Annotated in this window: 24 protein-coding genes, 1 tRNA gene and 1 pseudogene; 18 read left to right on the forward strand and 8 right to left on the reverse strand. The window is 69.1% G+C overall.

The window, feature by feature from the left end; translation table 11 throughout:
- Positions 1-44: 44 nt before the first annotated feature.
- From HUN07_RS07695 to HUN07_RS07720, 6 genes are all read left to right on the forward strand, one after another.
- Positions 45-875 (forward strand): lytic transglycosylase domain-containing protein, encoded by an 831-nt coding sequence (locus HUN07_RS07695; RefSeq protein WP_174914528.1) that lies wholly within the window; start codon positions 45-47, stop codon positions 873-875.
- A 207-nt stretch (positions 876-1,082) separates the two neighbouring features.
- Positions 1,083-2,378, forward strand: a complete 1,296-nt coding sequence (eno, locus tag HUN07_RS07700; RefSeq protein WP_114718290.1) for a phosphopyruvate hydratase — start codon at positions 1,083-1,085, stop codon at positions 2,376-2,378.
- On the forward strand, positions 2,378-3,097 hold the full coding sequence (locus HUN07_RS26875) for an FtsB family cell division protein (protein ID WP_254622840.1): 720 nt from the start codon (positions 2,378-2,380) through the stop codon (positions 3,095-3,097). Before eno ends, HUN07_RS26875 begins: the two co-directional genes overlap by 1 nt.
- The gene (locus tag HUN07_RS07710; protein ID WP_114718291.1) at positions 3,094-3,630 is read left to right on the forward strand and encodes a DUF501 domain-containing protein; all 537 of its coding nucleotides are present in this window, start codon (positions 3,094-3,096) and stop codon (positions 3,628-3,630) included. Before HUN07_RS26875 ends, HUN07_RS07710 begins: the two co-directional genes overlap by 4 nt.
- Positions 3,627-4,583, forward strand: a complete 957-nt coding sequence (locus HUN07_RS07715) for a Ppx/GppA phosphatase family protein (protein ID WP_174908912.1) — start codon at positions 3,627-3,629, stop codon at positions 4,581-4,583. The genes HUN07_RS07710 and HUN07_RS07715 overlap by 4 nt, the downstream gene beginning before the upstream one ends.
- A gap of 77 nt (positions 4,584-4,660) precedes the next feature.
- A tRNA-Leu gene (locus tag HUN07_RS07720) sits at positions 4,661-4,734 on the forward strand.
- Between the two features lie 195 nt (positions 4,735-4,929).
- Here the strand turns inward: HUN07_RS07720 and HUN07_RS07725 are convergent.
- On the reverse strand, positions 4,930-5,175 hold the full coding sequence (locus HUN07_RS07725) for a hypothetical protein (protein ID WP_147283438.1): 246 nt from the start codon (positions 5,173-5,175) through the stop codon (positions 4,930-4,932).
- Positions 5,176-5,579: 404 nt separating this feature from the next.
- On the opposite strand from HUN07_RS07725, the gene HUN07_RS07730 reads away from it, so the two are divergent.
- Together HUN07_RS07730 and HUN07_RS07735 are read left to right on the forward strand one after the other, a co-directional pair.
- A complete protein-coding gene (locus tag HUN07_RS07730; protein ID WP_114718294.1) occupies positions 5,580-6,032 on the forward strand; it encodes a hypothetical protein in 453 nt (150 codons plus the stop codon).
- Positions 6,033-6,195: 163 nt separating this feature from the next.
- Positions 6,196-6,399: a cold-shock protein gene (locus HUN07_RS07735; protein WP_114718550.1), complete on the forward strand. Its 204-nt coding sequence runs from the start codon at positions 6,196-6,198 to the stop codon at positions 6,397-6,399.
- An 81-nt stretch (positions 6,400-6,480) separates the two neighbouring features.
- On the opposite strand, the gene HUN07_RS07740 is transcribed toward HUN07_RS07735, so the two are convergent.
- The 4 genes from HUN07_RS07740 to HUN07_RS07755 form a co-directional block, all read right to left on the reverse strand.
- Positions 6,481-6,738: a hypothetical protein gene (locus HUN07_RS07740; protein ID WP_174908914.1), complete on the reverse strand. Its 258-nt coding sequence runs from the start codon at positions 6,736-6,738 to the stop codon at positions 6,481-6,483.
- A 28-nt stretch (positions 6,739-6,766) separates the two neighbouring features.
- Positions 6,767-7,108, reverse strand: a complete 342-nt coding sequence (locus tag HUN07_RS07745) for a GNAT family N-acetyltransferase (protein ID WP_174908916.1) — start codon at positions 7,106-7,108, stop codon at positions 6,767-6,769.
- A gap of 229 nt (positions 7,109-7,337) precedes the next feature.
- Positions 7,338-7,820: an SRPBCC family protein gene (locus HUN07_RS07750; RefSeq protein ID WP_302675478.1), complete on the reverse strand. Its 483-nt coding sequence runs from the start codon at positions 7,818-7,820 to the stop codon at positions 7,338-7,340.
- Positions 7,821-7,830: 10 nt separating this feature from the next.
- Complete coding sequence (locus HUN07_RS07755; RefSeq protein ID WP_174908919.1) at positions 7,831-9,468, reverse strand: acyl-CoA dehydrogenase family protein; 1,638 nt, start codon at positions 9,466-9,468, stop codon at positions 7,831-7,833.
- Between the two features lie 145 nt (positions 9,469-9,613).
- On the opposite strand from HUN07_RS07755, the gene HUN07_RS07760 reads away from it, so the two are divergent.
- The 4 genes from HUN07_RS07760 (at position 9,614) to HUN07_RS07770 (ending at position 12,442) form a co-directional block, all read left to right on the forward strand.
- A complete protein-coding gene (locus HUN07_RS07760; protein ID WP_174908921.1) occupies positions 9,614-10,702 on the forward strand; it encodes an LLM class flavin-dependent oxidoreductase in 1,089 nt (362 codons plus the stop codon).
- The gene (locus HUN07_RS26880) at positions 10,699-10,950 is read left to right on the forward strand and encodes a hypothetical protein (protein WP_254622841.1); all 252 of its coding nucleotides are present in this window, start codon (positions 10,699-10,701) and stop codon (positions 10,948-10,950) included. Before HUN07_RS07760 ends, HUN07_RS26880 begins: the two co-directional genes overlap by 4 nt.
- The gene (locus HUN07_RS07765; protein ID WP_254622842.1) at positions 10,908-11,324 is read left to right on the forward strand and encodes a CE1759 family FMN reductase; all 417 of its coding nucleotides are present in this window, start codon (positions 10,908-10,910) and stop codon (positions 11,322-11,324) included. The genes HUN07_RS26880 and HUN07_RS07765 overlap by 43 nt, the downstream gene beginning before the upstream one ends.
- Before the next feature lie 62 nt (positions 11,325-11,386).
- Complete coding sequence (locus HUN07_RS07770) at positions 11,387-12,442, forward strand: alpha/beta fold hydrolase (RefSeq protein ID WP_174908923.1); 1,056 nt, start codon at positions 11,387-11,389, stop codon at positions 12,440-12,442.
- Between the two features lie 3 nt (positions 12,443-12,445).
- Here HUN07_RS07770 and HUN07_RS07775 read toward each other — a convergent pair whose 3' ends face one another.
- Positions 12,446-12,652: a hypothetical protein gene (locus tag HUN07_RS07775; RefSeq protein ID WP_174908925.1), complete on the reverse strand. Its 207-nt coding sequence runs from the start codon at positions 12,650-12,652 to the stop codon at positions 12,446-12,448.
- 139 nt (positions 12,653-12,791) lie between these two features.
- On the opposite strand from HUN07_RS07775, the gene HUN07_RS07780 reads away from it, so the two are divergent.
- Positions 12,792-13,928 carry a class I SAM-dependent methyltransferase gene (locus tag HUN07_RS07780; protein ID WP_174908926.1) on the forward strand — a complete coding sequence of 379 codons (1,137 nt, stop codon included), beginning with the start codon at positions 12,792-12,794 and terminating at the stop codon, positions 13,926-13,928.
- Between the two features lie 8 nt (positions 13,929-13,936).
- Here the strand turns inward: HUN07_RS07780 and HUN07_RS07785 are convergent, their stop codons facing one another.
- Positions 13,937-14,275, reverse strand: a complete 339-nt coding sequence (locus HUN07_RS07785; protein ID WP_114718302.1) for a hypothetical protein — start codon at positions 14,273-14,275, stop codon at positions 13,937-13,939.
- A 244-nt stretch (positions 14,276-14,519) separates the two neighbouring features.
- Between HUN07_RS07785 and HUN07_RS07790 the strand changes: the two genes are divergently transcribed.
- Entirely contained in the window at positions 14,520-15,365 is an 846-nt protein-coding gene (locus HUN07_RS07790; RefSeq protein ID WP_174908928.1) for a Bax inhibitor-1/YccA family protein, read from the forward strand.
- Positions 15,366-15,506: 141 nt separating this feature from the next.
- Positions 15,507-16,367 (forward strand): annotated as a pseudogene (locus HUN07_RS07795) (DUF559 domain-containing protein).
- Between the two features lie 76 nt (positions 16,368-16,443).
- Here HUN07_RS07795 and HUN07_RS07800 read toward each other — a convergent pair.
- Positions 16,444-17,661, reverse strand: coding sequence for an acetyl-CoA C-acetyltransferase (locus tag HUN07_RS07800; RefSeq protein ID WP_114718304.1), 1,218 nt, complete (start codon positions 17,659-17,661; stop codon positions 16,444-16,446).
- Positions 17,662-17,945: 284 nt separating this feature from the next.
- Here HUN07_RS07800 and HUN07_RS07805 point away from each other — a divergent pair, with 284 nt between their 5' ends.
- The 3 genes from HUN07_RS07805 (at position 17,946) to HUN07_RS07815 (ending at position 21,233) form a co-directional block, all read left to right on the forward strand.
- Entirely contained in the window at positions 17,946-19,331 is a 1,386-nt protein-coding gene (locus HUN07_RS07805) for a cystathionine beta-synthase (RefSeq protein WP_174908930.1), read from the forward strand.
- A gap of 78 nt (positions 19,332-19,409) precedes the next feature.
- On the forward strand, positions 19,410-20,018 hold the full coding sequence (locus HUN07_RS07810) for a hypothetical protein (protein WP_174908932.1): 609 nt from the start codon (positions 19,410-19,412) through the stop codon (positions 20,016-20,018).
- Positions 20,019-20,078: 60 nt separating this feature from the next.
- Positions 20,079-21,233, forward strand: a complete 1,155-nt coding sequence (locus HUN07_RS07815; protein ID WP_174908934.1) for a cystathionine gamma-synthase — start codon at positions 20,079-20,081, stop codon at positions 21,231-21,233.
- Positions 21,234-21,263 lie beyond the last annotated feature (30 nt).

Below are 21,263 nucleotides of genomic sequence, written 5' to 3' on the forward strand. Positions count from 1 at the left end.
CCGGCAAGCGTCACAACCGTGCGGTCTGGATGATGGACGACGTGATGAGAGATGCCGCGACGCGCACCGGGGTGCCGCGAACGCCAGCGACGGGACTGCCGCCGGCCCCACCGCCGAAACGGCGGCGTCCGTTCCGCACGTTCCTGATCGTGACGTCCTCGCTCCTCGTCGGGACCGCGGTCGTGACGCTCGCGGTGGGACTCGACGAGCTGGACCAGAGGAAGCCGCGGATCGAGATCCCCGAGGGAATTCCCCCGGGGCCCGGTGCGCCGCTCCCGCCGATCGACGTCGACGCGCCCGGACGAACCGCGAACGTGCTGGGGGACTGGGCGGCGCCACTGGCGGACGCCCTGGCGATTTCCCCGACCGCACTCGAGGCGTACGGCTACGCCGCCGCGGTCATGGCCGCGACACGCCCCGAATGCGGCATCGGGTGGACCACCCTCGCGGGCATCGCCGCTGTCGAGAGCAAGCACGGCACGCACGGCGGCTCCCGCGTCGACGACGGCGGGAAGGTGACTCCACCCATCCGCGGCATCCCGCTCGACGGGTCGCCCGGAGTCGCGGAGATCCCCGACACCGACGGGGGAGCGATGGACGGCGACGCCACCCACGATCGCGCCATGGGGCCGCTGCAGTTCATCCCCGAGACGTGGAGCCGCTGGGGCGTCGACGCCAACGGGGACGGGGCGGCCGATCCGGACAACATCGACGACGCCGCGCTCACCGCGGCGCGCTACCTGTGCGCGCGTGGCGGCGACCTCACCACCGCAGACGGTTGGACCGCGGCGCTCATGGCCTACAACCTGTCCGGCGAGTACCTGCTGGATGTCCGGGATCGTGCCGCGGCCTACTCGGTGGGGGTGCGCCGGTGACCGCCGCCGGGACCGCGGTGACGAGGGCCACGCCGCGCGCGCCGCGGGACGGGAGTCGGTTACTCCGGTTAGGCTCAGACCTGGCACTATGCATCCGGCGGCTCACCGTGGTCGCCTGCCCGTAGACAACCCAGACGCTGCCTGTCCGGACCGGCATTTCACTGTCGTCCCCAGCAGCCGTACGAAGCCGCCGAAGGAGAACCATTCGTGGCCATCATTGAGCAGGTAGGAGCTCGCGAGATCCTCGATTCCCGTGGCAACCCCACGGTGGAGGTCGAGGTGCTGCTCGAGGACGGCAGCTTCGCCCGCGCCGCCGTTCCCTCCGGTGCCTCCACCGGTGAGCACGAGGCCGTCGAGCTGCGTGACGGTGGCGACCGCTACCTGGGCAAGGGTGTCGAGAAGGCCGTCGAGGCCGTCCTCGGTGAGATCGCGCCGGCCATCATCGGCCTGGACGCCACCGAGCAGCGCACCGTCGATCAGGCGCTGCTCGACGCCGACGGCACCCCGGACAAGTCCCGGCTCGGCGCGAACGCCCTGCTCGGTGCGTCGCTGGCCGTGGCCCGCGCCGGTGCCGAGTCGTCCGGTCTGGAGCTGTTCCGTTACGTCGGTGGCCCCAACGCCCACGTGCTGCCCGTCCCGATGATGAACATCCTCAACGGTGGCGCGCACGCCGACACCGGTGTCGACGTCCAGGAGTTCATGGTCGCCCCCATCGGCGCACCGACCTTCAAGGAGTCCCTGCGCTGGGGCGCCGAGGTGTACCACTCGCTCAAGTCGGTGCTCAAGGCCAAGGGCCTGTCCACCGGTCTCGGTGACGAGGGCGGCTTCGCCCCGGATGTCGCCGGCACCAAGGAAGCGCTGGACCTGATCATCGAGGCCATCGCCAAGACGGGCCTCAAGCTCGGCACCGATGTCGCGCTGGCGCTCGACGTCGCGGCCACCGAGTTCTACACCGAGGGCACCGGCTACAAGTTCGAGGGCAAGATCCGCACCGCCGAGGAGATGGGCGCGTTCTACGCGGAGCTGCTGGGCCAGTACCCGCTCGTCTCGATCGAGGATCCGCTCAGCGAGGACGACTGGGAGGGCTGGGTCGCGCTCACCGAGCAGATCGGCAACAAGATCCAGCTCGTCGGCGACGACCTGTTCGTCACCAACCCGGAGCGCCTCGAAGAGGGCATCGCCAAGGGTGCGGCCAACGCACTGCTGGTGAAGGTCAACCAGATCGGCACCCTGACCGAGACCCTGGACGCCGTCGACCTGGCCCACCGCAGCGGCTACAAGACGATGATGAGCCACCGTTCGGGTGAGACCGAGGACACCACGATCGCCGACCTGGCCGTCGCGGTCGGCAGCGGCCAGATCAAGACCGGCGCCCCCGCTCGCAGCGAGCGCGTCGCGAAGTACAACCAGCTGCTGCGCATCGAGGAGAGCCTCGGCGACGCCGCCCGCTACGCCGGTGAGGTGGCGTTCCCGCGCTTCGTCTTCGAGGGTTCCGCCAGCTGATGAATCAGCGCGGTAGGTCGCGGTCGGGTCGCCCCTCTCCGGGTGGGCGTCCCGGTCGCCGCGGTGCCGGGTCGGATCAGGGGCCACGTCGGCCCCGCCGGGTCCGCTCCGGCGCCACTGCCGCGCCCACCGGCCGCGTCGAGCCGGCGGCACCCGGTGAAGCCGGTGCCGCCGCCGCGGCCGATGTTCCCGCCCCGTCCCGGGCCCGCTCCAAGCGAGCCGGCCCGGGACGCAGGACGTCCCCGGAACGACCCGAGCGCACGTTCTTCGGGCTCTCGACGGGACGTGCCGTGATCCTCGGCGTCGTGATCTGCGCGTTGGCGCTCACCCTCGCGATGCCGCTGCGCACCTACCTGACGCAACGCTCCGAAGCGGACCGCCTCGCGTCCGAGCAGCGCGATCTCGAACAGCAACTCGACGATCTGCAGCGGCAGAAGGAGCAGATCGAGGATCCCGCGTGGGTCGCCACGCAGGGCAGGGAACGCCTCGGCCTGGTCCGGCCGGGGGAGACCCCGTACAAGGTGCAACTGCCCGGCGACTACAAGCCGCCGGAGAAGGATGCGCCGCCGCCACCGCCGTCCACCGGGGCGTGGCACAGCGACCTGTGGCAGCGGCTCACCGAACCGCCGCCGTCCGTCGAGCCCGAACCAGAGTCACCGCCGGCGGCCCCCGTGGTGCCGGCTCCCGCACCAGAAGAACCAGGAGTACCCACCGGGTGAGCGAATCGTCCGTCCCCCAGGAAGACCTCGACGCCGTAGAGGCCCAGCTGGGTCGTGCCCCGCGGGGCGTCCTCGAGATCGCCTACCGCTGCCCGGACGGGCAGCCCGGCGTCGTGAAGACGGCCCCCCGGCTGCCCGACGGCACGCCGTTCCCCACCCTCTACTACCTCACCGACCCCCGGCTCACCGCCGAGGCCAGCCGGCAGGAGTCCGCCGGAGTGATGCGGGAGATGACGGAGCGACTCGGAACCGATCCGGAGCTGGCCGCGGCGTACCGCCGTGCCCACGAGTCCTACCTCGCCGAGCGTAATGAGATCGATTCCCTGGGAACCGATTTCACGGGTGGCGGCATGCCCGATCGGGTCAAGTGCCTGCACGTGTTGATGGCGCACTCCCTCGCGAAGGGGCCGGGTGTCAACCCGTTCGGCGACGAGTCGGTCGCCCTCGCCGCGCGAGGCAAGCTGCGGGGCACCGCGATTCCCGCGGACTGGCCCGAGTACCGCGGACCCGGCGAGGCGGGAGACGGAGAGTGACCAGGGTCGCCGCGATCGACTGCGGCACCAACTCGATCCGACTGCTCGTCGCGGACGCCGACGAGCACGGCCGGCTCACCGACGTCGCCCGGCTGATGCGGATCGTGCGTCTCGGCCAGGGCGTCGACGCCACCGGGGCGTTCGCGCCCGAGGCGATCGAGCGGACCCGCGTCGCGCTCGTCGAGTACGCCGACATCATCCGCGAGACCAGGGCGACGGCCGTGCGGATGGTCGCCACGTCGGCTACCCGCGACGCCTCGAACCGCGAGGACTTCTTCGCGATGACCCGTGAGGTGCTCGGTGCCGTGATCCCCGGCGCCGAGGCCGAGGTCATCACCGGCGACGAGGAGGCGCGGCTGTCCTTCTCGGGTGCCGTCGGTGAACTCGATCCGGCCGCGGGGCCGTTCGTCGTGGTCGATCTGGGCGGCGGGTCCACCGAAGTCGTGCTCGGCGACGCCGCCGGCGTCCACGCCGCGTATTCCACCGACGTCGGCTGTGTGCGAGTGACGGAACGCTGCCTGCACGACGATCCGCCCACCGCGGAGCAGATCGAGTCCGCGCGCTCGTTCGCGTCGGACCGGCTCGAGCAGGCGTTCGCGAAGGTGCCGGTCGAGCAGGCCCGCACGTGGGTCGGTGTCGCCGGCACCATGACGACGCTGTCCGCCGTCGCGCAGGATCTGCCGGAGTACGACGCCGAGCGGGTGCACCTGTCGCGGCTCGGCATCGACCAACTGCACGAGGTCGCGCACCGCCTCGTGACCATGACGCACGACCAGCGGGCCGCCCTCGGCCCGATGCATCCCGGTCGGGTCGATGTGATCGGTGGCGGGGCGATTGTCACCGCCGTTCTGGCCGACGAGCTTTCCAGGCGTGCCGGAATCGATGAGCTCGTCGTCAGCGAACACGACATCCTGGACGGGATTGCAATGTCAGTCTCGCTGGGCGGGTCGTGAATTAGCTCACTGTTTGTTCCGCCTACACTGTTCCTTGGTTTCCACTGTCGTGGCCACCGGAGTCGGGCCGGTGGTGGGCCCCCATAGCCCAATTGGCAGAGGCAGCAGACTTAAAATCTGCAAAGTGTGGGTTCGAGTCCCACTGGGGGCACCTCCGTCCCGCCGCCCGCCGGCACATGGCATCGCAGGTCCCGCCCATCGCAATCCGGTGGGTGGGACCTCCGCCGTTGAGCACATCACGAACCGTCGGGCCATTCGCGGTATCCGCCGCTGACGTCACTGCGCTGCAACCCATTGCGATGACTCCTTATCGGAGTGGCTCGCCTGAGCGTGCTCGACGGTCGGGCTAGCGGCAGTGCCAGTGTCCGTACGCCTGTGGGTTCTGCCAGCGTCGGCACGGGGCGGTGTGGTCGACGCCTGCCTGTGTCGCCGCGACCGCAGTCGGTCGATCTGCGGTGTATGCCGTCTCGGCCGCTGCCGGAGCCGTGGAGATGCTCAGCGGAATTGCCGCGAGTGCGGCCGCCGCCAGGATGTTCGCGAGCATTCGCCCTCCGTGCGTGGCGCTGTGGTGTGGGTCGTTCTCCTGTGTCATCGGTCGATCCTTTCCACGCGGACCAGTGGGCGCCGTCACCGCGAGAGCGCGGGTTCGAAAGGCGCATCGCTCCTGTTCCACTACCCATGTTAGGGCGGGCCACCGCCGGGACGGGAGGTCTGGCGAGGATCGGGGGAGCGCCGGGCGCGGGGGTGACGGTCGCCTTTCCCTGCGCATGCCGTACAGTGGGTCTGTCAGGTGCGCCATCGAGGCTGCATGCCGGCTCGGACACTGGTCCTGAGCCGCCGGACGACGACACCGTCGAATCCCTGACCTCCTCACGAACTCACAGGTCGAGCGCTCGCGAGTCGGGCCCATCGTCGACCGAAAGATCACAGTCAGGCGCGAAGGCGCCGATACGTGTTGTCGCCGAGGCGAACTCGCGACGACCACGAAGGAATTTCATGCACTACAGCACTGTCCATTCGCCGGTCGGGATCCGTCCGGCCTCCTCGGGAGCGCGTCGAGAGCACGCACGCGGCCGGTCCGCGGCGCTCCGGGCGCGCGCCCTGGAGATCGTCGGCATCCTCTATCGGTGTGAACCCGACGCCGCCGCGCAACTGCTGATGCGGCACTCGCAGGAGAACAACCTCAAGGTTGCTGCTCTCTCGGAGGCGTTGGTCGCCGTCGTCGACGGCGCGTCGGATGAGCCGGACGCCTGTGCGCAGACGACGCTCGCGGCGCACTTCTGGCTCCGCGAGATCCGTCGGCTGGGCCGCACGCACCGCCGCAGCGATCGCTGGGTGCGCCACGTCGCGGCGTCCGGCGGCTGCGTTTCCGGGTCGCGGACCGAGGCCCGGAAATCTTCTGTCCGGCAAAGTGATCCGAATCGCGTCGACTTCTTGACTCAAGTGTGATTGACTGAAAGTGGTCATAGTGTTTTGTGGTTGCATGTTTGTGCGCTCGCAATTCCTTTAGTTGTGGGGGATAGATCTCCTCTTCGGGTATCGCTTTCGGCAGTACCGGCCCGGGTCGCTCGAACATCGGCGATTCGTGATCGGCAAGCATGAGGAGTACAAAATGGCAACCGGCACCGTGAAGTGGTTCAACGCTGAAAAGGGCTTCGGCTTCATCGCTCCCGAGGACGGCAGCGCTGACGTGTTCGCGCACTACTCGGAGATCCAGGGCGGCGGCTTCCGCAGCCTCGACGAGAACCAGCGCGTTTCCTACGATCTGGGCCAGGGCGCCAAGGGCCCCCAGGCCACGAACATCAACGCGATCTGATCGCGCGTCGCCCGAATCGGGTGACGACTGACGACAGGCCCCGCTCCGGAAACGGAGCGGGGCCTGTCGTGTTGTCTGGGGTCAGATAACCAGCGCGGCGATACCGACGGGTAGCGCGGCCAGCGATCCCACTGCGACTCCGGTGGCCGCGGTGCCGGTGACGGCCCAGTCGACCACGCCGGGCGGGACGCCGGCCGCGGCCACGAGCGAGGGTCGCCCCGGACGCCGTCGGACCTCGACGGGGTCCTCGGATGCGACGGTGCACAACTGGTGTCCGGGCCTGCTCGACGGCGGCAGGGACGAGGTCAGGAAATCGGGACCGGTACGGTCCGGACTCACTTCGGTGCGGACGCCGGGTGGTCACCGGTCAGAGTTGTGAGTCGATGACCGCCTGCTGGGCGGCGGGCGTGACGGCGTCGACGTAGCCCTTGAAGTCGTCGTGCTTCTCCAGGAATCCGGCCACGAACGGGCAGATCGGCACGATCCGCTTGTCGTGCGCCACGGTGTCCTCGAGTGCCGCGCGGATCAGCGTGCTCGCCACACCCCGACCGGCGAAACGCTCGCCGATCTCGGTGTGGAAGAAGATGCGCTGGTCACCGCTGTCGACGAATTGGGTGAATCCGGCGGTGGCATCTCCGACGCGTACCTCGTAGCGGCGGAGGTCCGGTGCGGCATTCACTTCGGGCTGTGCGTCCAGTTCGTCGGCCATGACTCCACTATGACAACGCGGACGCCTCGGTGCGAGCGTTCCGGCGTCCTCATCGTCGGCGGACACTGGGTCGTGGGCGCCGATCTGCAGCCGACGCGGACGGCCACGACGGTCCGCAAGTCCGACGGCGGTGCGGCTTCGGTGACCGGGTCGGCATGCTTCGTGCCGAAAGCCACTCTTGCCCAGCGGATAACGCGGGCCGAACGGAAGATCCGTCTGGCGTGGTGCGCTACGCCCGGCGCTCGTGCGTGACGGCCTCGTCCCCGAGTCGGTCCAGCGTCGTCGTCATGCCCTGTCGCAGATGCTCGGCGCGATCGGTCACCCCGGTCCAGCGCTGGATCATCCGGACGGGCAGCGGCGACGGCACACCCTGTTGCATCGCCTCGGTTACCAGCGTGCCGCCCTCGGTGGCTTCGAAGGTGTACGTCCACAACGCGCCCGATCGCCCCGGCACCCGGAACGCGAAACGGTGTCCCGGCTCTGCGGTGACGACCTGCGGTTTCGTCGACCACCGTGCGCGGCCGATCCGGTTGGAGCCCTCGAACCGAGCCCCGACCCGTGGGCCGGTGGCCCCGTCGAGCCAGTGGGCCGACACGGTTTCCGGACTGTAGTCACCCATTCGAGTGATGTCGCTGATCAGGGCGTACAGCGTGCTCGGCCGTGCCTCGATCATCTTGCTGACGGATACGCACACGGGTGAGGGACGGGACATGAGTGGCCTCTCAGGAACCTACTTTGGGGGTCGCACGGTCGATGATCGGGGCCAGATCCAGGCCGGTCGGCAGGGTGCCGAACACGGTGCCCCAGTCGCCGTCCAGGCGGGTCGCGCAGAAGGCGTCTGCCACCGCGGGGTGCCCTTGCCGCACCAGGAGGGCGCCCTGCAGCGCCAGCGCCATGTCGCCGACCACCCGCCGCGCACGGTGCTGCAGCGTGTCGAAATCCGTGAACGCGTCCTTCAGATTCGCGACAGCGGCGTCGAGGCGGGCGTCGGCACCGGCACTGTCGTCGAGTTCGTCGAAGAACGCCTCCACGGACTCGGGCTGGCGGCCCATCGCGCGCAGGACATCGAGGGCAGCGACGTTGCCGGAGCCCTCCCACACCGACAGCAGCGGCGCCTCCCGGTACAGCCGGGGCATCCGCGACTCCTCGACGTAGCCGTTGCCGCCCAGGCATTCCAGGGCCTCGGCTGCGTGCGCGGGGCCGCGCTTGCACACGTAGTACTTGCTCACCGCGAGGGCGACGCGGCGCAGGGTCGACGCCTGCGGATCGCCGTTGTCGGCGCGGTCGGTGAGCGCAGCGAGCCACAGCGCGACGGTGGTGGACGCCTCCGACTCGACGGCGAGATCGGCGAGCACGTTGCGCATGAGGGGCTGATCGATGAGGTGGGCGCCGAAGGCGCTGCGGTGCACGGCGTGGTGGGTGGCCTGCGCGACGCCGACGCGCATCCCGGTCGCGGTCCCGATCGTGCAGTCGAGCCGCGTCATGTTGACCATCTCGACGATGGTGCGGACGCCGCGGCCCTCGTCGCCGACCCGCCACGCGACGGCCTCGTCGTACTCCACCTCGCTGCTCGCGTTCGAGTGATTGCCGAGCTTGTCCTTGAGCCGCTGCAGGTGCATCGCGTTGCAGGTGCCGTCGGGCAGGATCCGGGGGAGCAGGAAGCACGTGAGTCCGCCGGGCGCCTGCGCGAGGACGAGAAAGACGTCCGACATCGGCGCCGACGTGAACCACTTGTGCCCGGTGAGCAGGTAGGACCCGTCCGATTGCGGGACGGCGCGGGTGGTGCCGGCGCGGACGTCGGAGCCGCCCTGCTTCTCGGTCATCGACATACCCGCGATCAGCCCGGGCTTGGTGAGCGGGGCGCGCAGCTCCGGGTCGTACACGCGGGCGGTGAGCAGCGGCTCGTACTGCAGCGCGAGTTCGGGATTGTGGCGCAGTGCCGGCACCGCGGCGTACGTCATCGAGATCGGGCATCCGTGGCCGGCGTCGACCTGCCCCCACACCGCCATCTTCGCGGCGCGCACGAGATGCGCGTGCGGTCGGGGATCCCCCCACGGGGCGCCGTGCAGCCCCAACTCGACGGCGGTGTCCATCAGCTGGTGGTAGGCCGGGTCGTAGGTGACCTCGTCGATGCGGTGGCCGTACCGGTCGTGGGTCCGCAGGACGGGCGGATGAGCCTCCGCGAGATCGCCGAGCGCCTGCGCGTCGGCGCCGCCGGCGAGCCGTCCGACGTGGTGCACCTCGTCGAGCGCGTGGTGGGCGCCCTCGCGCTGCAGGGCTTCGAGGATCGGCGGGTAGTCGGCGGCGTCGTAGTCGATCAGCGGCGGAGCCTGGTTGGTGACGTCGTGCGTGACCCTCATACGACCCCCTGGTCGGTGGTGACGGCGATCCTTGTCAGCAGTCAATGACGGTTGGGGGCGATCGTCAAGCAGATCGGTGGAATATCGGGGAGTCGCCCGCGGTTGGTCGCATATAGTTGAAACTTGAAATACTTTGGAGGTAGGCATGCAGTTCGGAATCTTCACCGTCGGTGACGTGACCACGGACCCCACGACCGGCCGGACCCCGACCGAGGCTGAGCGCATCAAGGCGATGGTCGCGATCGCGGAGAAGGCCGAGGAGGTCGGGCTCGACGTGTTCGCCACCGGCGAGCACCACAACCCGCCGTTCGTGCCGTCGTCGCCGACGACGATGCTCGGCTACATCGCCGCCCGCACCGAGCGGATCATGCTGTCGACGTCCACGACGCTGATCACGACCAACGACCCGGTGAAGATCGCCGAGGACTTCGCGATGCTCCAGCACCTCGCGGACGGTCGCGTCGACCTCATGCTCGGCCGTGGCAACACCGGTCCCGTGTACCCGTGGTTCGGCAAGGACATCCGCGAGGGCATCCCTCTGGCGGTCGAGAACTACGCGCTGCTGCACAAGCTGTGGCGTGAGGACGTCGTGAACTGGCAGGGCCGCTTCCGCACGCCGCTGCAATCGTTCACCTCGACGCCGCGTCCGCTCGACGACGTCCCGCCGTTCGTGTGGCACGGGTCGATCCGCAGCCCGGAGATCGCCGAGCAGGCCGCGTACTACGGCGACGGCTTCTTCGCCAACAACATCTTCTGGCCCCGCGATCACTTCGTCCGACTGATCGACCTCTACCGTCGTCGCTTCGAACACTACGGTCACGGCTCGGCCGATCAGGCGATCGTCGGCCTCGGTGGCCAGGTGTTCATGCGCAAGAACTCCCAGGACGCGGTCCGCGAGTTCCGGCCGTACTTCGACAACGCCCCGGTCTACGGGCACGGGCCGTCGCTCGAGGAGTTCACCGATCAGACGCCGCTCACCGTCGGCAGCCCGCAGGAAGTCATCGACAAGACCCTCTCGTTCCGGCAGAGCTTCGGCGACTACCAGCGTCAGCTGTTCCTGATGGACCACGCCGGACTCCCGCTGAAGACCGTCCTCGAGCAACTCGACCTGCTGGGCGAGGAGGTCGTGCCGGTGCTGCGACGCGAGTTCGACGCGCTGCGCCCCGCACACGTCCCCGAGGCTCCCACGCATGCGAGCCTGCTGGCCGCGAAGAAGACGGAGGTGCTGTCGTGACCGGCGCGAAAACCCGTACGCTGACGGTGATCTCGGCCGGACTGACGCAGCCGTCGTCGAGCCGGTTGCTGGCCGACCGGCTCGCCGCGGCCACCGTCGACGCCCTCGCCGAACGCGGCATCACCGCGGATGTCGAGATCGTCGAACTGCGCGACCACGCGCACGCCCTCACCGACAACCTGCTCACCGGGTTCGCGGTGGCGGGTTGCGGGCGGTCATCGACCGGGCGGCGAAGTCCGACGGACTGATCGCGGTCACGCCGATCTTCAACGCGTCGTACAGCGGGCTGTACAAGTCGTTCTTCGACGTCCTCGAGCGGGGGACGCTCGACGGCATGCCGACCCTGCTCGGCGCGACCGGCGGGACCGGTCGGCACTCGCTCGCACTCGAGCATGCCGCCCGGCCGATGTTCGCGTATCTGCGGGCCGCGACCGTCCCGACCGCGGTCTACGCGGCATCCGAGGACTGGGCGGGGTCCGGCGACCAGGGTCTGGCCCAGCGGATCGAGCGGGCGGCCGGCGAGTTGGCCGCGGCGATGATCGCGCGTGAGAACGTCGGCCCGGCCGATCCGTTCGCGAACTCGGTGCCTTTCGAGGAGTTGCTGTCCCGGCAGGCGCACTAACTGACTCGCGAGTAAGATTCCCGCAACGAACGTCGTCGTCGATCGATACGGGGGAACGGGCTGTGCGGGAATCGGACTGGGAAACGCGGTTGAACGTCGCATTGCGCAACGCGTGGGGGCTGACGTTCGGTGACGGCGTCGGGTCGTCGGAGCGGACGCCGTCCGAGCTGATTCATCAAGAGCCGCATCGGGATCTGCACCGCTACGGCCCCGTCGACTCCGGTGCGCCGGTGCTGCTCGTGCCACCGCTCGCGGTCCCGATGCACTGCTACGACCTGCGGCCCGGGCAGAGCCTCGCGGCGCACCTGCTCGGGTCCGGTCGCACGCCCTACGTCGTGGACTACGGGACGATGGGCTACGCCGACCGGAACCTCGGATTCGAGGACTGGACCGACGACATCGTGCCCGGCGCGGTGCGACGGGTCAGCGAACTGCACGGCGGCGCACCGGTGGACGTCGTCGGCTGGAGCCTCGGCGGCACGCTCGCGCTGCTCACGGCCTCGGCGCATCCCGATCTGCCGATCGCGTCGGTCACCGCGCTCGGCACGCCGATCGACTACTCGAAGATTCCGACGATGGCCGTGGCGCGCGCCGTCGCCCGCGTCACCGGACACCGCCCGGTCACCGAACTGACCCGGCTGATGGGTGGACTGCCGGCGCCCCTGGTGCAGGTGGCCTACCGCGCGACGGCGCCGTCGCGGGAACTCCTCAAGCCGTGGTTCGTCGCGCGCAACCTGCACGACACCGAGACCCTCGCCCGGATGGAAGCGATCGATCGGTTCATGGCCGAGATGCCCGGGTACCCGGCCCGGCTGTTCTATCAGATGGCGGAGGAGTTGGTGCTCGGCAACGGACTCCTCGAGGGCCGGGTCACGGTGGGCGGCACCACGATCAAGCTCGCCGAACTCGCCGTTCCGGTGCTGGCGGTCGGTGGTACCGGTGACGTCATCGCCACCGCCGACTCGGTCGGTGCGATCGTCGACGTCCTCACCGGGTCGCCGTCGGTGCGGTTCGAGACCGCGCCCGGCAGCCACCTCGGCCTGCTCGCCGGACCGGGAGCGCGCGACACCACGTGGCGGCACATCGACGCGTTCCTCGGTGAGCGACCGGCCGGCTGAGATTCAGCTTCCGAACAGTGGGCCGAGCGAGGCGAGCGATCCGGTGGCGGGTGACGTCGACAGCCGGGCCGGTATGCGCTCGTGGACTCCGTCGACCAGGTAGGCGGCGCCGTTGTCGACGGCCAGACCGCCGATCTGATTCTCCGCGGTGAAGGGCAGGACGATCGGCGTCGATGCGATTCCCGCTACGCACCTGCTCCTGAACGCCATCGAATCCCGTCACTGTTTGTCCGGTATGCGCCTTCGGGCGGAGCCTAGCGGCAGGAGGAGACCCGAAATTGCGATTCGCCGGGATTCGGGACGGTCCCCGATCCGGCTGCCGTCACGGGGTACGCGCACACTTACAGCCATGCTCTCCGCCGAAAACCTGTTCACCCTCATGCGTCGATTCCCCGACGTCGAGGCCCCCAACCTGTTCGCCGTCGACGCGGCGGACCGTCTGATCCTCGACGAGGCGGCGGACGCCCTGGGCTCGGTCCCGGGCGATTCGATCGTCGTGATCGGCGACCATTACGGCGCGCTCACCCTCGGCACCGCCGTCCAGTACGAAGTGACCGGGATTCGTGTGCACCAGGATCCGCTCACCGGGGAACGCGCGCTCGCGAACAATGCGTCGACGTTCGAGTTGTCCGACTGCTACCGGTCGTGCGGCCTGGGGGAGGAACTGCTGGCCGGCGCCCGCGTCGTCCTGCTGCAGCTGCCGCGCAGCCTCGACGAGCTCGACGAGATCGCCGACGCGATCGCCCGCTACGCCGACCCCGGCGTCGTCGTGTTCGCGGGTGGACGCGACAAGCACATCACCCCGACGATGAACGAGGTGCTGGCCCGGTCCTTCGTCAACGTGCGTGCCAGCCGCGGGCGGCAGAAGTCACGCGTGCTGATCGCCGACACGCCGCGGGAGATCTCGACGGCAGCACGGTTCCCGAATTCCGAGCACCTCGACGAACTGGACCTCGACGTCTTCGCACACGGTGCGGTCTTCGCCGGCACCAAACTCGACATCGGCACGCGATACCTGCTCGAGTTCCTGCCGCGGGCGCTGCCCGACGCGCGAACCGCGGTCGACCTCGGCTGCGGCACCGGCATCCTGGCCGTCGCGCTCGCGTCGTGGCGCCCCGAGATCGAGGTCGTCGCGACCGACCAGTCGGCGGCGGCCGTTGCGTCGGCCGAGGCGACGGCCCGTGCGGCAGGCGTGGGCGATCGGGTCCGGGGACTGCGCGACGACGCCATGGCATCGCTTCCGGACGCGAGCGTCGACCTGATCGTCTGCAACCCGCCGTTCCATGTGGGCGCGGCGGTGCACACCGGCGCGGCTACCAAGATGTTCGCCGAGGCCGGACGCGTCCTTCGTCCCGGCGGCGAGATGTGGACCGTCTTCAACTCGCATCTCGAGTACAAGAGCGGCCTGGCCCGTGCGGTGGGGCGCACCGAGGTGGTCGGGCGCAACCCGAAGTTCAGCGTCACGCGGTCCGTCCGCGCGCAATAGCAGGGGGACTACTGGACCGGTCCGCCGCCGGCTGCGTCCCCGTCAACCTGGCCGCGGTGGAGTCCGATGTCCTCGACGATGACCCCGTCCACGATCTCGGCGCCCTGCAGTTCGTCGTCGTCCTCACGGTCGGGGCCCGACGGCGGCGTGTCCGGCTCCTCCTCGGCGAGGCGTTGGTCGAGGCTCTCGCCCTGCTCGGCCTCCCTGAGGGTGGTGCCGAAGCGGTCGGCCTCGCTCCACTCGTCGGGGGCGTCGACGACGTCGTCGCCGTCGGCGTTGCGGACCTCGTCAGAATCGAGGCTCTCGCTGACATCCAGTGTCTCGTCGAATCCGTCTTCGATTCCCATGCGCCCATTGTCGGCCGAATCGTGGTTTTCCGCTGGATTGCGGCCGAACGACGTTACCGTTGATCAGGTGCTCGTATAGCGGTGGCAGACGCGTCCCCGGTACAGTCCGAAATGTCCAACTCGGCTCGGCGCGCGGGAACTTTCCCCTCGGTGCCGGACGTTTCACGGACAACGACGCCGGTCCGACCCGGCCGAGACGGGCCCCGACGGGCACGACAGACGACCACGAGAAGGGATGTGCACGGTGCGCACCACCAGCAACCCGGTATTCAAGAACCTGCCCAAGCAAGAGGGCAGCGGATACGCCACCTTCGGATCCGCGCAGGCCGGCGCCGCGCAGGTCACGCAGGAATACGGGCAGCAGTACCAGGCGCCCGAGCAGTACCAGACCACCCAGCGGGCCATGACGATCGACGACGTGGTCACCAAGACCGCGATCACGCTCGGCGTGCTGACCGTGGCGGCGATCATCTCGTTCTTCCTGGTCAACAACAACGAGGCGCTGGCCGCACCGTTCGTCATCGTCGGCGGCCTCGTCGGCTTCGTCCTCGTGATGGTCGCGTCGTTCGGCCGCAAGATGGACAACCCGGCGATCGTGCTCGCCTACGCGGCGTGCGAGGGCGTGTTCCTGGGTGCTTTCTCCTTCATATTCACCAGCTTGGTCGTTGCGGACAGCGTTGAGGCGTCCGTGCTGATCGGCCAGGCCGTGCTCGGCACGTTCGGTGTGTTCTTCGGCATGCTGGTCGTCTACAAGACCGGCGCCATCCGCGTGACCCCGCGCCTGACCCGCATGATCATCGGCGGCCTCATCGGCGTCCTGGTCCTGATGGTCGGCAACCTGATCGCGAGCTTCTTCACCGACGGCGGCTTCGGCCTGCGTGACGGCGGCACCATCGCCATCGTCTTCAGCCTCGTCTGCATCGCGCTCGCCGCGTTCAGCTTCCTGCTCGACTTCGACGCCGCCGACCAGCTGATCCGCGCCCAGGCGCCGGAGAAGGCCGCCTGGGGCGTCGCCCTCGGCCTCACCGTCACCCTGGTGTGGCTGTACGTCGAGATCCTGCGCCTGCTGAGCTACTTCAACAACGACTAGCCTCACGCGCCCCACGAACGGGCGGTTTTCTGACAGGCCACGCGGCCGATTGTCAGAAAACCGCCCGTTCGTCGTCGTCGGCCTGGGGATAACTCGCTGGCGGTGGCGGTCCTGCCGGTCGGGGTGGGTGATGCTGCACGGATGGGGGAGTACGACGAGCCATTCCTGCGATCGACTGTGGCCGGCAGGCTGACAGATCACCAGCTCTATCACGACTTCGTCCGGATCTACCGTGGCGTGTACCTGAGCAGGCACGTCGAACTCACGCCGGACAAACGGGCCCGAGCCGCGGCGCTGTTCGCCGGCCCCGATGCGGTGCTGACCGGATTCTCGGCCGCTGCGCTCCACGGGGCGAAGTGGATCGGTGGCCATGAACCTGCCGAGGTGATCCGTTCGGGTCACTGGCGGCCGCCGTCCGGGATGATCACTCACAACTGTCGGATCGAACCGGACGAGTTTCGCCTTCTTGGTGGGATCGGGGTGGCAACTCCGGCCCGTACCGCATTCGATCTGGGACGCAGGTTGCCGCGGCTCGAGGCGATCGCGGCAGTCGATGCGCTGTGCAATGCGACGGGCTTGAAGCCGATCGACGTGTCGCGGTTGGCCGACCGGTACGCCGGCATGCGCGGGATAGCTCGGCTCCGAGGGATCCTCGACGACGTGGACGGTGGTGCGGAGTCGCCGCCGGAGACCCATACGAGGCTGGTTCTCGTCGATGCGGGACTCCCCCGGCCGCAGACTCAGATACGTATCCGGAACCGGAGTGGACGTGTCTTCGCGCGGTCGGATCTGGGCTGGGTCCAGTGGTGGGTCCTCGTGGAGTACGACGGTGCCGATCACTGGAACCGAGGGTAGCGCGCGAGGGACATCGAGCGGCTTGCCCAACTCGAGGCGCTCGGATGGACGGTAGTTCGGGTAGGTGCAGAGCTGTTGTACGACCGGCCGGAGGCCATGGTCGCCCGCGTACGGGAAAAGCTCCGAGCCGCCGGTGCTCCTGTCTGACGACGAACGGGCGGTTTTCTGACGGGCCTCTCGGCCGACGTTCAGAAAACCGCCCGTTCGCGGAATCAGGTGAGGACTAGCTCAGGCGCTCCAGCACCATTGCCATGCCCTGGCCGCCGCCGACGCACATGGTCTCGACACCGAACTGCTTGTCGTGGGTCTGCAGGTTGTTGATCAGCGTCGCGGTGATGCGGGCGCCGGTCATGCCGAACGGGTGGCCGACGGCGATGGCGCCACCGGAGACGTTCAGCTTGTCCTCGTCGATCTTCAGCTCGCGGGCGGAGCCGAGGACCTGCACGGCGAAGGCCTCGTTGATCTCGAACAGGTCGATGTCGCTGACCGACTTGCCGGCGAGCGCGAGGGCCTTCTTGGTGGCCTCGATCGGGCCCAGGCCCATGATCTCGGGGGACAGGCCGGAGACACCGGTGGAGACGACGCGGGCCAGCGGGGTCAGGCCCAGCTCCTTGGCCTTGGTGTCGCTCATGATGACCAGCGCGGCAGCGCCGTCGTTGAGCGGGCAGCAGTTGCCGGCGTTGACGGTGCCGTCGGGGCGGAAGACCGGCTTGAGCTGGCTGACGGCGTCGTACGTGACGCCGGCGCGCGGGCCGTCGTCGGTGCTGACGACGGTGCCGTCGGCGAGGGTGACCGGGGTGATCTCGCGCTCGAAGAAGCCGGCCTTGATGGCCTCCTCCGCACGGTTCTGCGAGCGGACGCCCCAGCGGTCCTGGTCCTCGCGGGAGATGCCGGTCAGCTGCGCGACGTTCTCGGCGGTCTGGCCCATCGCGATGTACGCGTCGGGGACGATGCCGTTCGACCGCGGGTCGCTCCACTGGACGCCACCCTGGGCGGCGGTCGCGGTGCGCTCCATGGCCTCGGCGAAGAACGGGTTCTTCGTGTCCGGCAGCGAGTCCGAGTTGCCGGCGGCGAAGCTCGACACCGACTCGACACCGGCGGAGATGAAGACGTCACCCTCGCCGGCCTTGATCGCGTGCAGGGCCATACGGGTGGTCTGCAACGACGACGAGCAGTAGCGGGTGATCGTGGTGCCGGGCAGGGTGTCGTAGCCGAGCTTGATGGCGACGATACGGCCCATGTTGAAGCCGGCCTTGCCGCCGGGCAGGCCACAGCCGAGCAGCAAGTCGTCGATCTCGGTGGGGTCGAGCTCAGGAACCTTGGCCAGCGCGGCGGCAACCATCTGCGCGGCGAGGTCGTCCGGACGCATGCTCGCCAGCGAGCCCTTCATGGCGCGGCCGATGGGCGAGCGGGCAACGGAGACAATGACTGCCTCGGGCATGGAAACTCCTTCGTACGTTGGTCTCTTCGACCATGAACTTACGTTGCCTGCGCCACATCACCACGCGGCAGTCAGTCGTCGGCGGCCCGGAACTCGTCCTACCGCGGGTTTTGCCCGGCCGCAGGGGCCGCGACCTGGTCGGATGCACGCGGTTCTGAAACACGTTCCCGGAAGTCGAGTGACGAACGCCCGTCCCACTCAGCGAGAGCCCGTGCCGGGGCGGTTTCGCGCAGGTAAGGACCCTTCGCGACACGTGTCCGAATCGGATCTGGAAGCATGGGGTCATGCGCATCGCGGATCATGTCGTCGATCTCATCGGCAACACCCCTCTGGTCAAGCTGTCCTCCGTCGTCGGCGAGAACTCCGGGCTGGTTGCTGCCAAGGTCGAATACCTCAATCCGGGCGGCAGCTCCAAGGACCGCATCGCGGTCAAGATGATCGACGCCGCCGAGGCGTCGGGCGAGCTGAAGCCGGGTGGCACCATCGTCGAGCCCACGTCCGGCAACACCGGCGTCGGCCTGGCCCTGGTCGCGCAGAAGCGCGGCTACAAGTGTGTGTTCGTCTGCCCCGACAAGGTCAGCGAGGACAAGCGCAACGTGCTGCGTGCATACGGCGCCGAGGTCGTGGTGTGCCCCACCGCGGTCGCTCCCGAGCACCCGGACAGCTACTACAACGTCTCCGACCGTCTGGTGAAGGAGATCCCCGGCGCCTGGAAGCCCAACCAGTACGCCAACCCGGGCGGACCCGACAGCCACTACGAGACCACCGGGCCCGAGATCTGGCGGGACACCGAGGGCAAGGTGACGCACTTCGTCGCCGGCGTCGGCACCGGCGGCACCATCACCGGCACCGGTCGCTACCTCAAGGAGATCTCGGGCGGCAAGGTCAAGGTCATCGGCGCCGATCCCGAGGGCTCGGTGTACTCGGGCGGCACCGGACGGCCGTACCTGGTCGAGGGTGTCGGCGAGGACTTCTGGCCCACCGCCTACGACCCGTCGGTTCCGGACGAGATCATCGCCGTCTCCGACGCCGACTCCTTCGAGATGACCCGTCGTCTCGCCCGCGAGGAGGGCCTGCTGGTCGGCGGCTCGTGCGGCATGGCCGTCGTCGCGGCGCTCAAGGTCGCCGAGCGTGAGGGCCCCGACGCCGTCGTCGTCGTGCTCCTGCCCGACGGTGGCCGCGGCTACCTGTCGAAGATCTTCAACGACGAGTGGATGTCGTCGTACGGCTTCCTGCGCAGCCGCCTCGACGGCTCGACCGGCGAGCAGACCGTCGGCGACGTGCTGCGCGGCAAGTCCGGTGAGCTGCCGGACCTCGTGCACACGCACCCGTCCGAGACCCTGCGCGACGCGATCGAGATCCTGCGCGAGTACGGCGTCTCGCAGATGCCGGTCGTCGGCGCGGAACCGCCCGTCATGGCGGGCGAGGTCGCGGGCAGCGTATCCGAGCGCGACCTGCTCAGTGCGGTCTTCGAGGGCCGGGCCGCTCTCGCCGACCCGGTGGAGAAGCACATGAGCAAGCCGTTCCCGCTGATCGGTGCGGGCGAGCCGGTGTCGTCGGCGACGAAGGCCCTCGGCGACACGGATGCGCTCATGGTGGTCGACGACGGCAAGCCCGTCGGCGTGATCACCCGGCACGACCTGCTCGGTTTCCTCAGCGCCGGCGCGTAACGCCGCGAGTTTCACGGAGAATCCCCGACGGCCACCGTCGGGGATTCTCCCGTTTCGGGGCTCGGTTACGCTCTCGGCATGCAATGGGGGAGAGCAGTGGGGGCTGCCGCATGTCTTGCGGCGGTGGTGATGTCGGGTTCGGCGTGCGGGAGCACGATCGAGGGGACGCCGCAGGCACAGGGCGACAGCATGGTCGTGGCGGGACCGCCCGACAGCGATTCGGGGTCGCCGGCGACCGAGCCGCGGGTGCCGGGCGGCGCTGCCGTCCAGGTGTCGAAGCCGCCGACGTGCGCCGAGATCGAGAAGCCGGTGCTGGGCGTGCTGAAGGGCTACCGGTTGGACCGGACTCCCTCGGTCGACGGCGGATCGACCATGTGCTGGTTCAACCAGTCCGGTGCCGGGGGCTTGACGAAGGCGGTCACCGTCTCCGTCAACTCCGTGGACCAGACCGCCGAACAGCTGGCCCGGACCCGGGACTACATGGCGAAGGAGCGGCCCGACAGGTTCGTGTCGTCTCCTGCCGCGGAACGGCTGGGTGGCTACGTCTCGACCCCACTGGGTGGTCGCGATGTGGCGTTGTCGTTGCCCGGCGCGCAGATTCTCCTCATCGTTCCCGACGGGGCGGACGTGTCGAAGGAGCAGGCCGTGGAGGTCGTTCTCGCGGTCGGCGCGGCCATGTCGAACTGAGGCGGGTGGGCCGACGGCCGGAGGACGGGTGCGGCGGCCCGGGTCGCTAGGCTGGTCGCCATGAGCGAGCAGGGATTCTCCAGCGGTTTCTCCACCAAGGCCATCCACGCGGGGTACGAGCCCGACCCGCAGACCGGTGCGGTCAACGTGCCGATCTACGCCAGTTCCACCTTCGCCCAGGACGGCGTCGGCGGGATGCGCGGCGGCTTCGAGTATGCGCGCACCGGCAACCCGACCCGTCGCCCCCTCGAGGCGAACCTCGCGGCGCTCGAGTCGGGCACGTTCGGGCGGGCGTTCGGTTCGGGGATGGCGGCCACCGACTGCGTGCTGCGGTCGATGCTTCGCCCGGGCGATCACCTGGTGATCCCGAACGACGCCTACGGCGGCACGTTCCGGCTCATCGACAAGGTCTTCACCCAGTGGGGCATCGAGTACACCCCCGCCGCGGTGTCCGACGTCGACGCCGTCCGCGCCGCGATCCGGCCGAACACGAAGCTGGTGTGGGTCGAGACCCCCACCAACCCGCTGCTCAACATCGGCGATATCGCCGCCATCTCCGAGGTGGCACACGCCGCCGGGGCAAAGCTGGTGGTGGACAACACCTTTGCGTCGCCGTACCTGCAGCAGCCGTTGCAGTTGGGTGCGGACATCGCGTTGCACTCCACGACGAAGTACATCGGCGGACACTCCGACGTCGTGGGCGGCGCGCTCGTGACGAACGACGAGGAACTGGATACGAAGTTCGCGTTCCTGCAGAACGGCGCGGGTGCGGTCCCGGGACCGTTCGACGCCTTCCTGACGATGCGCGGCATCAAGACCCTCGCGCTGCGCATGGAACGGCACAGCGACAACGCCGAGAAGATCGTCGATCTGCTCACCGGCCACGCCGCGATCTCCCAGGTCATCTACCCGGGCCTCGAGTCGCACCCCGGCCACGTGGTGGCGGCCAAGCAGATGCGGCGCTTCGGCGGCATGATCTCGGTGCGACTGAAGGGTGGCAAGCAGGCCGCGCTCGACTTCTGCTCGCGCACCCAGATCTTCACGCTCGCCGAGTCCCTGGGCGGCGTCGAGTCGCTTATCGAGCATCCGGGCGCGATGACGCACGCGTCCACCGCGGGCTCCGCGCTGGAGGTGCCGGAGGATCTGGTGCGCCTGTCCGTGGGTATCGAGGATGCGGCCGATCTGCTCGCCGATGTGGAGCAGGCGCTCGGCTGATCCCGCGCTGATCTCGCGTTTCGCGCACTT

The organism is Rhodococcus sp. W8901, from assembly GCF_013348805.1.
Lineage (GTDB): Bacteria > Actinomycetota > Actinomycetes > Mycobacteriales > Mycobacteriaceae > Prescottella.

Bases quoted from the DNA above. Each gene is read 5' to 3' on its own strand.
- HUN07_RS07745 (WP_174908916.1), bottom strand. From the start codon at position 7,108: ATGGCCGACGAACTGGACGCACAGCCCGAAGTGAATGCCGCACCGGAC.
- HUN07_RS07760 (WP_174908921.1), top strand. From the start codon at position 9,614: ATGCAGTTCGGAATCTTCACCGTCGGTGACGTGACCACGGACCCCACG.
- HUN07_RS07775 (WP_174908925.1), bottom strand. From the start codon at position 12,652: ATGGCGTTCAGGAGCAGGTGCGTAGCGGGAATCGCATCGACGCCGATC.
- HUN07_RS07750 (WP_302675478.1), bottom strand. From the start codon at position 7,820: ATGTCCCGTCCCTCACCCGTGTGCGTATCCGTCAGCAAGATGATCGAG.
- HUN07_RS07800 (WP_114718304.1), bottom strand. From the start codon at position 17,661: ATGCCCGAGGCAGTCATTGTCTCCGTTGCCCGCTCGCCCATCGGCCGC.
- HUN07_RS07725 (WP_147283438.1), bottom strand. From the start codon at position 5,175: ATGACACAGGAGAACGACCCACACCACAGCGCCACGCACGGAGGGCGA.
- HUN07_RS07805 (WP_174908930.1), top strand. From the start codon at position 17,946: ATGCGCATCGCGGATCATGTCGTCGATCTCATCGGCAACACCCCTCTG.
- HUN07_RS07810 (WP_174908932.1), top strand. From the start codon at position 19,410: ATGCAATGGGGGAGAGCAGTGGGGGCTGCCGCATGTCTTGCGGCGGTG.
- HUN07_RS07780 (WP_174908926.1), top strand. From the start codon at position 12,792: ATGCTCTCCGCCGAAAACCTGTTCACCCTCATGCGTCGATTCCCCGAC.
- HUN07_RS07695 (WP_174914528.1), top strand. From the start codon at position 45: ATGAGAGATGCCGCGACGCGCACCGGGGTGCCGCGAACGCCAGCGACG.
- HUN07_RS07735 (WP_114718550.1), top strand. From the start codon at position 6,196: ATGGCAACCGGCACCGTGAAGTGGTTCAACGCTGAAAAGGGCTTCGGC.
- HUN07_RS07730 (WP_114718294.1), top strand. From the start codon at position 5,580: ATGCACTACAGCACTGTCCATTCGCCGGTCGGGATCCGTCCGGCCTCC.
- HUN07_RS07815 (WP_174908934.1), top strand. From the start codon at position 20,079: ATGAGCGAGCAGGGATTCTCCAGCGGTTTCTCCACCAAGGCCATCCAC.
- HUN07_RS07785 (WP_114718302.1), bottom strand. From the start codon at position 14,275: ATGGGAATCGAAGACGGATTCGACGAGACACTGGATGTCAGCGAGAGC.
- HUN07_RS26875 (WP_254622840.1), top strand. From the start codon at position 2,378: ATGAATCAGCGCGGTAGGTCGCGGTCGGGTCGCCCCTCTCCGGGTGGG.
- HUN07_RS07755 (WP_174908919.1), bottom strand. From the start codon at position 9,468: ATGAGGGTCACGCACGACGTCACCAACCAGGCTCCGCCGCTGATCGAC.